General features: G+C 65.3%; 12 protein-coding genes. 4 read left to right on the top strand and 8 right to left on the bottom strand.

Going from position 1 to position 13,555, the window contains the following annotated elements; genetic code table 11:
- Position 1 precedes the first annotated feature (1 nt).
- The 3 genes from XH81_RS17270 to XH81_RS17280 all read right to left on the bottom strand — a co-directional run bounded on the left by XH81_RS17270 (position 2) and on the right by XH81_RS17280 (position 4,084).
- Positions 2–1,141: a glycoside hydrolase family 5 protein gene (locus tag XH81_RS17270; protein WP_028140812.1), complete on the bottom strand. Its 1,140-nt coding sequence runs from the start codon at positions 1,139–1,141 to the stop codon at positions 2–4.
- Between the two features lie 2 nt (positions 1,142–1,143).
- On the bottom strand, positions 1,144–3,300 hold the full coding sequence (locus XH81_RS17275; RefSeq protein ID WP_028140813.1) for an exopolysaccharide transport family protein: 2,157 nt from the start codon (positions 3,298–3,300) through the stop codon (positions 1,144–1,146).
- A gap of 127 nt (positions 3,301–3,427) precedes the next feature.
- Entirely contained in the window at positions 3,428–4,084 is a 657-nt protein-coding gene (locus XH81_RS17280; RefSeq protein ID WP_028140814.1) for a LysR family transcriptional regulator, read from the bottom strand.
- 141 nt (positions 4,085–4,225) lie between these two features.
- On the opposite strand from XH81_RS17280, the gene XH81_RS17285 reads away from it, so the two are divergent.
- On the top strand, positions 4,226–5,461 hold the full coding sequence (locus XH81_RS17285) for an MFS transporter (protein ID WP_028140815.1): 1,236 nt from the start codon (positions 4,226–4,228) through the stop codon (positions 5,459–5,461).
- On the opposite strand, the gene XH81_RS17290 is transcribed toward XH81_RS17285, so the two are convergent.
- Entirely contained in the window at positions 5,454–6,497 is a 1,044-nt protein-coding gene (locus tag XH81_RS17290; protein ID WP_028140816.1) for a zinc-binding dehydrogenase, read from the bottom strand. The genes XH81_RS17285 and XH81_RS17290 overlap by 8 nt on opposite strands.
- A gap of 12 nt (positions 6,498–6,509) precedes the next feature.
- Positions 6,510–7,175, bottom strand: a complete 666-nt coding sequence (locus XH81_RS17295) for a class I SAM-dependent methyltransferase (protein WP_028140817.1) — start codon at positions 7,173–7,175, stop codon at positions 6,510–6,512.
- A gap of 472 nt (positions 7,176–7,647) precedes the next feature.
- On the opposite strand from XH81_RS17295, the gene XH81_RS17300 reads away from it, so the two are divergent.
- Both XH81_RS17300 and rnk read left to right on the top strand, forming a co-directional pair.
- On the top strand, positions 7,648–8,112 hold the full coding sequence (locus XH81_RS17300; RefSeq protein WP_240536439.1) for a GreA/GreB family elongation factor: 465 nt from the start codon (positions 7,648–7,650) through the stop codon (positions 8,110–8,112).
- Between the two features lie 10 nt (positions 8,113–8,122).
- Positions 8,123–8,536, top strand: a complete 414-nt coding sequence (gene rnk, locus XH81_RS17305) for a nucleoside diphosphate kinase regulator (RefSeq protein ID WP_049801940.1) — start codon at positions 8,123–8,125, stop codon at positions 8,534–8,536.
- 99 nt (positions 8,537–8,635) lie between these two features.
- Here the strand turns inward: rnk and XH81_RS17310 are convergent, their stop codons facing one another.
- The 3 genes from XH81_RS17310 to XH81_RS17320 are packed head-to-tail and all read right to left on the bottom strand — an operon-like array spanning position 8,636 to position 12,575.
- Positions 8,636–9,670 (bottom strand): tripartite tricarboxylate transporter substrate binding protein, encoded by a 1,035-nt coding sequence (locus XH81_RS17310; RefSeq protein ID WP_038972267.1) that lies wholly within the window; start codon positions 9,668–9,670, stop codon positions 8,636–8,638.
- Positions 9,671–9,692: 22 nt separating this feature from the next.
- Positions 9,693–11,780, bottom strand: coding sequence for an acetate--CoA ligase family protein (locus XH81_RS17315; protein WP_028140821.1), 2,088 nt, complete (start codon positions 11,778–11,780; stop codon positions 9,693–9,695).
- Between the two features lie 3 nt (positions 11,781–11,783).
- Positions 11,784–12,575 (bottom strand): enoyl-CoA hydratase/isomerase family protein, encoded by a 792-nt coding sequence (locus tag XH81_RS17320; RefSeq protein WP_095425074.1) that lies wholly within the window; start codon positions 12,573–12,575, stop codon positions 11,784–11,786.
- A gap of 194 nt (positions 12,576–12,769) precedes the next feature.
- Between XH81_RS17320 and XH81_RS17325 the strand changes: the two genes are divergently transcribed.
- The gene (locus XH81_RS17325) at positions 12,770–13,546 is read left to right on the top strand and encodes an IclR family transcriptional regulator (RefSeq protein WP_095425073.1); all 777 of its coding nucleotides are present in this window, start codon (positions 12,770–12,772) and stop codon (positions 13,544–13,546) included.
- The last annotated feature ends 9 nt before the right edge of the window (positions 13,547–13,555 follow it).

Consider the following 13,555-nt stretch of genomic DNA (forward strand, 5'->3'; position numbering starts at 1 on the left):
GTCAGCGCCGGCCGGGCCGGGGCGCGCCGAGCAGCGCCCGCATCACGTCGGGATCGGGCCTGCCGGTGCTGCGATCGACGAGGCCAAAGCCCTGCGCCAGCTCCCAATGCGTCCAGCCCCAGCAATGCTCCCTGGCATAAGCGGTGACGTCCGCCAGCCAGCGCAACCGGCTTTGTCTCGGCGCGCCGGCTTTCAGCACGCCGAACTCGTTGACGATGATCGGTCGCTTGAATTGCTGCTGCCATGCGAGCGCCGGTGCGAGCCAGCGATCGGCCTGCGGCTTGTCCTTGGCGGCGGCGATTGCGACGTCGAGCATGCCGAGCGCCTGGGTCGCGCCCCTCGCCTGCAGATCCTGGCGCAGCGCCTGCACTTTGGGATCGCCGGCATTGATCGGATAAGGCAGATCGATGATGTCGTGCAGCGGATCCTTCGCATCCCAGTGGGCCTGATGGGTGAACACCATGGGATCATAGAAGTGGATGGCATAGACGATGTCGGGATCGTCCAGCGGACGAAACCGCGGCAGCGAATCCGCGCGCTGCCAGTTGACGGGGCCGACGACGAGGGTCGTGGCAGGAAGCAATTTGCGGACGAAGCCGGCGAGCGTCTCGACCTGCCTTTGCCATGTGTCGGCGTCGATATCGGGCTCGTTGAGCAGCTCGGCGAAGACGCGGTCGGCCGGATAGGAGCGAATGACCTCTGCAAGACCGCTCCAGGCGTCCTGCATCTCGCGCAGCGCCGCGTCCGGATCCTCCTTGTGCAGGCGATTGAAGCGCTCGCCGGGATGAAGATCGACTGACGTAACGTAGCCGAGTGCGGTGAGCTGCTTCAGCGCCTTGTCGAGCACACGCAGCGTCTCGTCGCGCTCGGCCTTTGCGGCGAAACGAGGCATCACGCGCTCTGCCGGCACCGGCAACCGGACGTGAGTCATTCCAGCGCGGCGCAATTGCTGCAGCAATTCGCGGCTTGGCACCTCACCGTTGATCCAGCCGTCGGCATTGAAGCCGCGCGACAGTGCAGCGAGCCTCTCCGGCGCAACCGTCTGCGGCACGGGCACGCAAGTGTCGGCGAAGGCCGGCGCTCCGAATGAGATCGACAGCAGCATCGCAGCAGTCAGCCAACGACGGCGCGACGCTGTCATCGTCAAACCGCAAGACCCAATGCGCCGTCCTCGGGGTGCGGCGCCTGCGAACCCGCAGGCGCGTGATTGACGACCAGACCCGTCGGCACGGCCTCATACCGCGACAACGCCGCGGTCACCCGGCGCATCGCCGCCGAACCGAGCTCGCCGGCGCGCGCCACGAGGACGATCAGGTCCGCATGCGCCGCCAGCGCGATGGCGTCGGGCTGCAAGGCGAGATTGCCGGCATGGACGATGATCAGATCGAACTCCGAACGAATATCGTCCTCGGGCCTCGCGTCTGCCTTTCGGCCGGCACTGAGAAGCTCGTCGATCGACTGAAGTCCCGCCGTGGTCGAGCCGTCGTTCCATTCGGTCACCGGCGGCTGGTGACCTGCGAATTCCGGCTGCAGCCGGATCAATACGCTCATCATGCCGCGGTTCACGGCGGCGCGATTGAGCGAGCGCGCAACGGTGTTGCCGCCAGCACTCTTGCCGACCGACAGCACGAGGGCGACCTTGCAACCGCGCACCGGCACGCGATCGATCCGCTCGAGCAGCGGCCGCAGATAGGCGCCGAGATCGAGCTCGACCGAGGCGGCGATCGGTCTTTGCCAGACGGTGTTGGTCGCAGTCCCGGACGCCAGATCAGGAATGCGGGCCCAGACGGGAAGGCGCGGCATCGCCTCGGGCCGGGGCGCGGCAGCGGCGGAAGGCTGGACTTGAGTTTGGGCTTGCTGCTGGACTTGCGTGTCCTGCGCCCCCGCATGCACGGCGGCCTCGGCAGGCCCAGGCCCGCCGGACATGCTCGTCATCGCCGCTGTGGCGGCGGTCGATGTCAGCAGCGAGCCGATCCCCAGCGCCGCCAGCAGCAAAGCGAGCGGCGGACGGGTCGAGCGCAACGGCGGAATGGCGGGCGAAGCGATCTTGGTCTGGGAGTTTTGCAGCTGACGCTGCTCATTGGTCGTCTTGAACCGCGACAGGAACTGTTCGTAAATGTTCCTGTTGGCATCGGCGTCCCGCTGCAGCTCCTGCAGCTTCACCAGCGCCTGGCCGTCGACCAGCATCTGCGTCTCGACCGCCTTGAGCTGCTTTTCCAGCGCGTTCTGCTGCTCCAGCTGAGCCTCATATTCGGACTTGGCGGTGTCGATGTTCTTCTTCCGCTCGACCTCGATCTGCCGGTTGATATCGGCCAGCTGGCTGTAGGAGATCGCGAGGTCGGGATGGCGCTCGCCGTACACCGCCTTCTTCTGCGCGATCTGGTCATTTAGGGTCGAGCGCTGCGCGCGCAGCATGCTCAGCAGGTCCTGCTTCACGGGACCTTCGACATTGGCCTTGAGATCGCGTTGCACCTGCTCGTAGCGCGCCTTGGCTTCCTCGGTGCGAAGACGGGCGGCGGAGACCTGCTGATTGAGATCGGTCACCCGCAATTGCTGCGTGGTTGAATCCTTGCCGGCATTGAGGATCTTGTGCTCGAGCCTGAAGGCGGCGACGGCGTCTTCCGATGCGCGCAGCCGCTCGTTCAGCGTCTTCAGCCGGTCCTTGAGCCAATCGGCCGCCTCGTCCGTGGCCTCGGTGCGGACGCGGCCCTGGCTGGCAACGAACGCCGCGGCGATGGCGTTGGCGTAGTAAGCGGCCCGCTCGGAGCGGTTCGAGGTGAAGGAAATGGCAATGACGTAAGTGAGCCCGCGCCGCGTGATCTCGAGGCGGTTACGGAATTTCTCGAGCAGGCGCGTCATGTCGGTATGACCGCCCGCGATGTCATCGTCATCGGCGATCTTGAGCTGCTCGATCAGGGGGCGGAGAAAGCCGTCCGATTTGGCGATCTCGATCTGGCTCTGAAGCGCCGCGGCGTCCTGGCCGATGCCCGGCAGCACCTCCTGATCCGAGGTCACGCGCAGCTCCCGGGGATCGAGCACGACCAGGGCGGTCGCGGCGTACCGGACCGGCAGAATCATCAGAACGACGACGCCGAGGGCGAACAGCGCCACCGCCAGCGTCAGAATGCGCCGGCCGTTCTCGCGCAGGAAAGACAGCACACCGGTGACGGTCAGCGATCCCTTGATCAGCGCCGGCGCGGCGCCGTCAGGTTTCATCCGCGCAGCCCGCGGCGCTTCCCACGAAGCCGCAGGCTCCGTCGGGGCGATGCTTCGCGGAGTTGCGCGGCTACCGAACGCCATGGGCTCGACTCGAAATCAACTGACAGTCACAGTTCAGAGGCTTTCGACACCGTAAATATCCATGGTTAACCGGCGGTTACGGCCGGCGCGCGAAGCCGTCATGGCAAATGCCTGCGAACCGGCCCGTTCAGGCGGAAAAGAACGGCTTGGATGGTCTGCGTGCCGGGCCTGCCGCACTGGCAGCCAGCGGCGCCCTCGGCGCGGCCGGCCGCGCGCGCTCGACATCGCCAAGCAGGCAGGACCGCAAGGTTTCGATCTCCGGACAATCGGCAGTGCCAAGCGGCCCGATCAGGAAGCCGCTCTGCAGGGGCTCGCACCTGTAGCCGGGACAGCGCTGCACCCTGTCCGCAATCACGACGTCGACCTTGCCTTCGAGCAGCTCGTGCAGCCCCGCCGGCTGGCTGATGCGAATGGCGAGCTGGGGCTCGGCCCGGCGGAACTGCGCCAGGCGCGCCCGCAACGCATCGATCGCAAAACTGGCGTGGAGGCCGATATGCAGCAGGCTTGTGACGCCCTCGGGCTTGAGCTCGGCGGTGGCCTCGGCAAGACAGCGAAACGCCTCCCGGACCCGCGCCAGATAGGTTTCGCCGGCAGCGGTCAGAATGATCTGCCGTGTCCGTCGCTCGAACAGCTGCACCCCCAGCCGCTCCTCCAAGAGGCGGACTTGCTGGCTGACGGCACCGGCCGTGACGTGCAGCTCGTGAGCGGCCTGCTTGAAGCTGAGATGGCGGGCGGCGGCCTCGAAGGCGCGCAGGGCATTGAGTGGCGGCAGCAGATACGTCATGGCCGGCTCCGGGCGATGCGGGAAGCCGGCAGGATGCATGAGTTTCGCTCGCTCGACAAAAGAGAAATCCTGCTTTGTCGCCGCTGACGGCGAGCGATACCCCAGGGCCGATCCTAGCCCAGCCCGAGGAAACCTGTCGCAGTGCCACCCGAAACGCCGTCGATCGAAAACTTCTATTCCTGGATTCGCCTCACCGTCTCCATGGCACTCAGCACCCTGGGCTGCGTCGGCATGTGGTCGCTGGTCGTGGCATTGCCGGCGGTGCAGGCCGATTTCAACGCGCCCCGCGCCGAGGCAACGCTGCCCTACACGCTCGCCATCATCGGCTTCATGATCGGCGGCATCGTTATCGGCCGCCTGACAGATCGCTTCGGCATCCTGCCGCCGCTGGCCGGCGGCACGGTCCTGATGAGCCTCGGCTACGTCCTCACCGCCTTCGCACCGAGCCTGTTCGTGTTCGCGCTGATCTCAGGTCTCACGATCGGCCTCGGCGGCGCGGCCAGCTTCGCGCCTTTGGTCGCCGACGTCTCGCTGTGGTTCGACAAGCACCGCGGCCTTGCCATTTCCATGGCGATGGCCGGCAGCTCTCTGGCCGGCGTGGTCTGGCCACCGATCGTCCAGCACGCCATCGCCGCGTATGGCTGGCGGCAGACCCATATCGGCATCGGCCTGTTCTGCCTGGCGACGATGCTGCCGCTGTCTCTGGTTTTGCTGCAGCGACCCCTCGCCCGCATGGCCGCACGCGAAGCCGCGGGCAGCGGCAGCACGATGCAGACCATCGGCCTGCCCCCTTCCGTCACCCAGGGCCTGCTGGCGTTAGCCGGCATCTGCTGCTGCGTCGCCATGGCGATGCCGCAGGTCCATCTGGTCGCCTATTGCGGCGACCTCGGCTACGGCTCTGCGCGCGGTGCCGAAATGCTGGCGGTCATGCTCGGCTTCAGCGTGGCGAGCCGCTTTGTTTTCGGCTGGCTGTTGAACCGCATCGGCGGCCTGCCGACCTTGCTGCTGGGCTCGGCGATGCAGGCCATGGCACTCGCGCTCTATCTAGCGTTCAACGGGCTGGTCTCACTCTACGTCGTATCCGCCATTTTCGGCCTGGCGCAGGGCGGCATCGTGCCGAGCTATGCGGTGATCGTCCGCGAGCTGTTCCCGGCGCGGGAAGCCGGCTTCCGCGTCAGCCTCGCCATCTCGGTCACGCTCGCCGGCATGGCGCTGGGGGCCTGGATGGCCGGGGCGACCTACGACTGGACCGGCTCCTACGCTTCGGCGCTGGTCAATGGCATCGCCTGGAACATCGTGAACATGGCGATCGCAGCCTGGCTGCTGCAGCGCCAGCGTCGGCATGTTGTCGGCGTCGTCGCCGCCGCGCTCAGCTGATGTTCAGCAGGATCCGCCCCGATGTGCCGCTGCGCATCAAATCCAGCGCGTCGTTGACGTCGTCGAGCGCGAACTCGTGGGTCACGATCCCGCGGTAGCTCACCTTGCCGGCGTCGCTCAGGCGAACGAGACGCGGGATGTCGCGCGCGGGCTGGCACTGCCCGCCTTCCGAGCCCTTCAGCACCTTCTCGAAATGTAACGGCAGCGTGTAGATCTCGGCCTTCTCGCGGGGAACGCCGACCAGGATACAACGGCCTTTCTTGGCCGTGATCTCGTAGGCGAGCTCGATCAGATTCTTGACGCCCGTCGTCTCTACCACCTTGTCGGGCCCGTCCGAACCGGTGATGGCGCGAACCGCGGCAGCGACATCCTTGACCGCTTCGGAGTTGATGGTGTGGGTGGCGCCGAAATCCTTCGCCATCGCCAGCTTGTTGTCGAGGCGGTCGACCGCAATGACCGGATAGGCGCCGACCATCGCGGCGAATTGCACGATGTTCAACCCGACGCCGCCGACGCCGAACACGACGACGGCTTCGCCGATGGCGATCTGCGCGTCGTTGTTGACGACGCCGAGTGCGGTCGTCACCGCGCAGCCGAGCAGCGGCGCGCTGGTGCGGTCGATCGAGGCGGGAACGGGCGTGACACGGTTCTCCGAGACCACGGCATATTCATTGAAGGTGGTGACCCAGCCCGCATTGAGGCGCTTGCCGCGCCAGGAATAGGCCGGCGTATTGGACTGGATGCCCTTGCCGGGCCGCCAATGCATGACGACGGTGTCGCCCTGCTTGCAGGAGACCACGCCGGGTCCGGTTTCGACGATCGTGGCGAGCGCTTCGTGTCCCAAAAGATGCGGCAGGAACTTGTCGACGCCTTTGACGGCGTCGATCTCGTTGATCTGCGCGCCGCAGATGCTCGACGTGTGCACGTGCGCGAGCACCTGGCCGTGTTCGAGCCTGTCGGGCAAGGTGAACTCGTCGACGATCAGCGGCTTGCCGGATTCGACGAGAATGGCCGCCTTGGCAGTCTTGATGTCCATGAGAGCGCCCGATCACTCGAAATAGATGAATTCGTAATCGCCGGTGTAACCGAGCTTGCCGTAGAGCCAGATCCATTCCGACGTATGCAGGATCGACTCCGCCGTCAGCGCCCAGCATTCGAGGTTGTGCAATTCGGCGACGTTCCGGTAGCCCTCGACCATGACGTATTTGTTCTTGCCGACCCGCTCGACCTCCTTGAGCGCCGCTTCGAGCTCGTACAGCCGAAGATTGTGCAGGGTGCCGAGCGAGATGACGAGATCGAAACTGTCGTCGCCATAGGGGTAGATGTCCTGGGCGCGATAGTTGAAGAGGTAGGGCTTCACCTGCTCGTGTGCATTTTCGAGGCCGTGCTTGGAGATATCGAAGCCGACGACCTTCAAACCCGGCAGGATCTTCTGCATCTCGTACAGCAGAAAGCCCTTGCCGCAGCCGACGTCGAGCACGCTGGAGCCGTTCTTCAGGCCATAGGTCTCGATCAGCGCCTTGGCGACCGGCGCCCAGCGCCCCTCGATGAAGCGGTAGCCGCCATAGCCGAAGCGGCGGTCGCCGTCCCAATAGTCGGCCTCGTATTCCCGCGCTTTCAGCGAGCAGCCGATCTTGTCGTCGTTCATGCGGCCCATGTAGTCGCGCTTCGTCGCCGTATGCAGCGGCGTCACGATATTCAGTAGTCGTCCCATTGAGCCCTCAGATTCCAACACGCGCTGCGATTGCCGCGACTGGCCGGGGAGCCCTGAGTCGCGACTTGCGAGTCGTTCTAGCATTGGTGGTCGAGATCATCATTGCTTCAGATCAATGATGGGGAATCCTGAGACGAGACCGTCAGCCGCCGGCGGAGGTTCCGTTGCTGGCAGCAGAGCCGTGGACTCTGAAGCTCGCATCGCCGCCAAATCCAAATCATAGACTGCCGGCGACGGTTCGATCGCTCGCGGCTGTGCGGTTTCGCCGCAATGGTCGCCGTGAAATGAATCACTATAGTCAGGATGTCATGGCATATGTCGTCGACATAGATGCGCGCACCGCGCGCTTTGGTCTTCACGCCGGCCGCCTCCAAGCAGGCGGTTAGCCGGACGGTGCTTGCGCCGTCCGGGCTCTTTTCCAGCTTTCGTGACCTCGCCCTGAGAGGTCGTCTTGAAGCAGAAGGAGTGTGCCGTGCTGCCTCTTCCAAAAATCGCGCTCGCCGCATCGGACTATCCGCGACTCGAACGGCTTGCCCGCCTTGCCGCCCAAAAAGGCGATTTGGACGGGATATTCCTCATCAGTGAGATCAACCGCGCCGACATCGTGCCGAACGATTGGGACGATCTCCGTTCGCGCGTGACCGTGGGATCATGGGTCACCTGTTGCACGAACTGGGGCGTTCCGCGTCGCATCGTGCAATTGGCCTGGCCCGAGGAGTGTTGGTCGGATCCCGCCCGCATTTCGGTCCTGACACCATTGGGGGCTGCCTTGATCGGCCTGCGGGTCGGCGACCAAATGCCATACATCCTCGCCGGCTGCCTGAACGTCGTCAGGGTTCAGAACGTCACCCAATCAAGCCCCAACGTCGTCCCGCTCTTCCGGGCTCATCGGCGCAGCAAGCCGCGCGATGACGATCCCGGACCAACTGCAGCATAGGAGATTTCAAATGCACAACTTCGAAGCCGAGATTTGGCGCGACCAGCCGGCGTTGCCACCGATCAAGATCACGGAAGACGAATCGCGACGTCTGAGCTCGCTGGCGAATTCGACCATGGATCTGTTTCCCCGTGTCGCGCAGTTTCTGGCGCGCGAACTGGAGCGCGCGTCGGTCGCCGCAGAGAACGATTTGCGCGGCGTGGTCAGGATGGGCTCCAAAGTAACCTATCGCGATGACGAGAAAGGTGCCAGCCGGGAGATCGTGCTGGTCTATCCGCACGAGGCGAACATCGAACTCAACCGGGTCTCGATCCTGACGCCTGTTGGCGCGGCCCTGATCGGCCTCTCGGTGGGGCAGCGGATCGAGTTCGAGACGCCGGACAAGCGCACCAGGGGGCTGACCGTTCTGGCCGTCTCCGAATGAGGGCTGTCATCCGACCGAGCAGAACACTCTAGCGAGGCCAGATAGAAGCGGAGCGTGCTTGCGCAATGTTTCGCGATGCGCAGGCACCCTCCTGCTGTCCTATTGCACCTCGATGTTGGCGTCCTTGACCAGCTTGCGCCAGCGCTCTTCCTCCTGCCCGACATAGCGATCGAGCTGTTCCGGAGCGCCGCCGACCATGATGAGGCCTTCGTTGGCCTCCAGCTTCTTGAAAGCACCGGACTGAACCGCCTTTGCGATCGTCTGATTGAGACGCGCAATCACCGGAGCGGGCGTCTTGGCCGGAGCGTACAGTCCGTACCAGGATTCGGCGGCGTAGCCGGGAACCCCGGCCTCGGCGACTGCAGGCAATTGCGGAAATGCCGCCGAACGTTCGGCGGACGTGACAGCCAGCGCCCGGAGCTGACCTGCAGCCACCAGCGAGGCCGCGCTGGCCACCGTGGTGAACATCACGTCGATCTGTCCCCCTAGGAGATCGCTGATCGCAGGCGCCGCGCCCTTGTAGGGCACAGCGGTCATCTTGACCTTCGCCATCGCATTGAACAGTTCGCCCGCGAGATGAGCCGAGGTGCCGGTGCCGAACGTTCCGAAATTGAGCTTGCCGGGATTGGCCTTGGCTTCAGCGATCAAATCCGAGATCGAGTTGATCTTGGAGGCCGGATTGACCACGACGATATTGAAAGACCGCGCGATCAGCGAGACCGCCGCGAAATCCGTGTGCGGATCGAACGGCAGCTTCTTGTACAGGCTCGGGTTGACCGCGTGCGCGAAGGTCGCCATCAGCAGCGAATAGCCGTCGGGCTCGCTGGTGGCCACCGTCTGGGTCCCGATGATGGTCCCGGCGCCCGGCTTGTTCTCGATGATGACGGACTTGCCGAGGTCCGTCTGGATTTCCTGCGCCGTCGTTCGCGCGATGATGTCGGTCCCGCCGCCGGCTGCGAAGGGCACCACGATCTTGATGATCTTGTCGGGATATTCCGCGCGCGCCGGCGAGGCGCCCAGCCCGGCGACCGCCAGCACGACGGCACAAGCGAGGATGGCGAGGTTCAGCCAGCGCCGCACGGCGAAGCCGTTCCCGCGCGCGCCGTCGTGATTGATGATTCCGCCACTGGCCATCTGGAACTCCATCCGATTTTGTTCAGGCATCGAGAACAACCAATCCGTCTGCCGCCTTCACGCCCCGGCCCGCCGGCAGCACGAAGACCGGATTGATTTCGGCCTCGACGAGGTGATCGCCCAGTTGCGCAACCAGGCGCGAGAAAGCGACGATCGCTTCCGCGAGCGCTTCGACATCGCATTTCGGCCGGCCGCGAAAACCGTCCAGCAATGGCCATGTGACGAGATCGCGCGCCATCGCGAGGGCGTCGGCATGGCTGAGGCCGGCACCCGTTGGCAGCAGGCGCATCGTCGTGTCCTTGAACAGTTCGGCGGTGACGCCGCCCATTCCGAGGAGGATGGCCGTTCCCAGGGGATCGCGATGCATTCCGAGAATGATCTCGACGCCGCCTGAAATCATCTCCTGAACCAGGAATTGGGCGGGCCGCGTCCCGACCTTGGCCTCGACCTCGTCCGCCATCTTCATCAGGCGGCTGCCGATGGCTTCGGCGGTCAGGTTGACCGCGACGCCGCCGACATCGCTCTTGTGCGCGATCTCGCGCGAGAGGATCTTGAGCACGACCCGGCCGCCGAGGTCGCGCGCCGCCTGCTCGGCTTCGCGCGCCGTCGCGACCACTTTCTCTGCCACGACCGGAACACCAAAGCGGGCGAACAGCGCTTTGGCCTGTGCTTCGTCGAGCGATCCCGCCGGGAAGTCGCTGACATCGACCGCCGTCAGGGGCGAGGTGGGTGTCTGGACCTGCTCCGGCGCTCCGGCCCGCAAGAGCCCGTCGAGCGCAGCCGTGCAGCTCTCGGCGGAGGTGTAGGCCGGGACGCCTCGGCGGGTGAGGACGGAAACCACCTTGGGCGCGTAGGGGCTCACATAGGCAATGACGGGCTTGTCGCTGAGCGGCAGGCAGTCGTGGATGGCATCGGCCATCAGGCCCGGCGATCCCACCGCTGACGAGCCGGCAATGACGACCAGCGCATCGTAGGAGGGACTTGCGAGCAGGATGCGGATCGCGGCACGAAGCAGATCCGGCTGCAGACCGGCCAAGGTCACATCGATCGGATTGCGATCGAGATTGGCTTGCGGTCCCGACTGCAGGGCGCGCAATTGCGCGGCAGTCTCAGGGTCGGGGGCGGGCGTTGCAAAGCCGGCGACGCCGAGACTGTCTGATACGATCGTGCCGGCGCCGCCGGTCGAGGTGAGAATCGCAACACGCCGGCCGGACAGCTTCCGTCCCGCACCAAGGGCTGCGGGAATGTCGAGCAGGTCTTCGAAGGTTTTGGCGCGGATCACGCCGAGTTGCCTGAACAAGGCGTCATACATGCGGTCCGAGCCGGCAAGCGCGCCGGTGTGCGAGACGGCCGCTTGTGCGCCTGCCTCCGATCGACCGATCTTGAAAGCGACGATTGGCTTGCCGGCGCGTCGCGCTTTCAGAACCGACTCGCGAAAGCGAGATGGATTGCGGATCGCCTCGACATAGAGCGCAATGACGCTGGTTGCGCTGTCGCCGGCGAGAAAGTCGATGAAATCAGCGAGTTCGAGATCGGCTTCGTTGCTGGTCGACACGAGCTTCGACAGCCCGACACCGCGCGCCGCAGCGCGCGACAGCAAGGCTCCGAGAATGCCCCCGCTCTGCGAGATCAACCCGATGGATCCCGCCGGGAAGTCATCCATCGCCAGCGCGCCCGACGCCGACAGCACGATATTGTCGGTGAGGTTGACGAGGCCGATCGTGTTCGGCCCGAGGATCCGCATGGAGCCGGCGGCTTGCATGAGCTGTTGCTGGCGCGCGGCGCCTTCCGCCCCGGCTTCGGTGAAACCGCTGGCGAGAACGATCGCGGCGGCAGCCCCCCGCTCGGACAATTCGCGCACCGCGATGTGCGCGCGCTCGGCGCCAAGCAGGACAAGACCGACATCAGGCACATCGGGCAGCGAGGCGACGTCGGGGTAGCAGGTCAGACCGCCGATGTTCTCGACCTTCGGATTGACGGGATAGATCGCACCCGCAAAGCCATGCTTCCGGAGATAGGACACCGGGCGCCCCGACGTCTTGCTCGGGTCCGCCGATGCACCGATGACAGCGACGCTACGCGGCCGGATCAGGCGTTCGATCGCATCCATGGCTCAATCCTTCGACGCGGATTGCGCAAGGAACGCCGTCACGGCGTCGCGATGCTCCGCGCTGGTGTAGCAGATGGCCTGCGCCTGGCTGCCGAGACTGAAAATGTCGTGCGCGGAATGCTCGAACGTCTCGTTCAGGATCTTCTTGCCCAACGCCAACGCGGTGGGAGAGCCCTGAGCCAGTTCGACCGCCCAGGCCTGCGCGGCCGACAGGAGCTCGCTCGAGGTCACCTTGCGATCGACGATGCCGAGCGCGAGCGCTTCGTCGGCCTCGACGACGCGTCCGGTGAAGATCAGCTCCTTCGCCTTGGGAAGCCCGACCCGGCGCGGCAGAAAATACAGGCCGCCGCCGTCGGGGATCAAACCGCGCTTGATGTAGGACCAGGTGAACTTCGATCGCTCCGTGCCCATGACGAAGTCGCAGGCCAGCGCGGTGTCCGCACCGAGGCCCGCCGCAGCGCCGTTGACGGCGGCGATCGTCGGCTTCGGCAGCCCGAGCAGGAACGATTGCACGTGATGCACGCCCTGCTGACGGCTCCATCCGTTGAATGCAACTTCGCCCTGCGGCGCCGCGAGCCGGCGCTTCATTCCGCTGATATCGCCGCCGGCGCAGAACGCACTGCCGCGCCCCGTCAGCACCAGAGCCTTGATGGCCCTCTCGCGAGCCACGGTTTCGAGCGCAGCGACGAACTCGGCGCGCATGTCGTCGCTCATGGCGTTGCGCCGGTCCGGCCGGTTGAATGCAATCGTCGCGACACCGGCCTCGACGGAAAATTCGATGAGCTGATAGGACATGGCAAGCTCCCTGGCTGGAGTCGGATCGATCGCCGCGACGCATTGCGGATGTCGAATGCCGATTTCAGGCCGTGCCGTTTCCTCGTTGAGCCCCAGCACGGCCGGGCGTTCTTCTTCGCTGGGCTGATAGCGGCTTGCGCCCGCCGTAACATCCCCCTAATTCCACTTAGTGGAAACGCTGAGCGGAGGCTGATGTGCCGCAGGTACGCAGATATGCGGGCGGGGTTGACGGCAACCGGTCGCTCGAACGGGGCATCGAGATCCTCCGGTCGTTCCGGCCCGGCGTCGACACGCTTGGCAACGGCGAGATTTCGGAGCGAACAGGATTGCCGCGATCGACGGTCAGCCGGCTGACGCGAACGCTGGTCAATTCCGGGATGCTCGACGAGGTCCGTAACCAGCGGACCTACCGGCTTGCCGCATCCGTCATCAGCATCGGTCACGCGATGCGGACGGGATCACCGGTGCTCAACGCGATCGGACCGATGATGCGGGCCGAATCGGCCAAGCGCCGGCTCAACGTCGGGCTCGCGACCGCGGATCGCACCATGATGGTTTACCTGGAGTCGATCCGCTACAGCCCGCGCGCGGCACTGCGCAACGTCGTCGCCGGCCAGCAGGTCCCGATGGAGTTAACGTCGCTCGGTCGCGCTTATCTCGCCGGCATTGCCGAGGCCGAGCGCGAGCGATTGCTGAAACTGTTCAAGCGGCGCAGCACTGCGGCCACGAAGGCGCTGCTTGCGGACGTCAGGACATCGATACGCTCGGTCGAACGCAACGGCTATTGCGCGGTGTCGTGGCAACCCGGCGTTCTCGCCGTTGCCACGCCCATCGTGCTGGCCGGGCTTCCGGTCTACGCGCTCAACATGAGCCTGCAGAATGTCGATCGGTCCGAGGCGCTGGCCAGCGAGATCGGCGCCTACCTCAACGCCTTCGCGGCCAAGTGCAAGGAGGTGCTGGCGGGCGGTTGAAGCCGGCCG

This window comes from Bradyrhizobium sp. CCBAU 25360, from assembly GCF_028128695.1.
GTDB classification, from domain to species: Bacteria; Pseudomonadota; Alphaproteobacteria; order Rhizobiales; family Xanthobacteraceae; genus Bradyrhizobium; species Bradyrhizobium ottawaense.

Excerpts from the sequence above, each read along its gene's own strand:
- XH81_RS17320 (WP_095425074.1), bottom strand. The coding sequence starts at position 12,575 with ATGTCCTATCAGCTCATCGAATTTTCCGTCGAGGCCGGTGTCGCGACG.
- XH81_RS17310 (WP_038972267.1), bottom strand. The coding sequence starts at position 9,670 with ATGGCCAGTGGCGGAATCATCAATCACGACGGCGCGCGCGGGAACGGC.
- XH81_RS17315 (WP_028140821.1), bottom strand. The coding sequence starts at position 11,780 with ATGGATGCGATCGAACGCCTGATCCGGCCGCGTAGCGTCGCTGTCATC.
- XH81_RS17270 (WP_028140812.1), bottom strand. The coding sequence starts at position 1,141 with ATGACAGCGTCGCGCCGTCGTTGGCTGACTGCTGCGATGCTGCTGTCG.
- XH81_RS17295 (WP_028140817.1), bottom strand. The coding sequence starts at position 7,175 with ATGGGACGACTACTGAATATCGTGACGCCGCTGCATACGGCGACGAAG.
- XH81_RS17280 (WP_028140814.1), bottom strand. The coding sequence starts at position 4,084 with ATGACGTATCTGCTGCCGCCACTCAATGCCCTGCGCGCCTTCGAGGCC.
- XH81_RS17290 (WP_028140816.1), bottom strand. The coding sequence starts at position 6,497 with ATGGACATCAAGACTGCCAAGGCGGCCATTCTCGTCGAATCCGGCAAG.
- rnk (WP_049801940.1), top strand. The coding sequence starts at position 8,123 with ATGCACAACTTCGAAGCCGAGATTTGGCGCGACCAGCCGGCGTTGCCA.
- XH81_RS17275 (WP_028140813.1), bottom strand. The coding sequence starts at position 3,300 with ATGGCGTTCGGTAGCCGCGCAACTCCGCGAAGCATCGCCCCGACGGAG.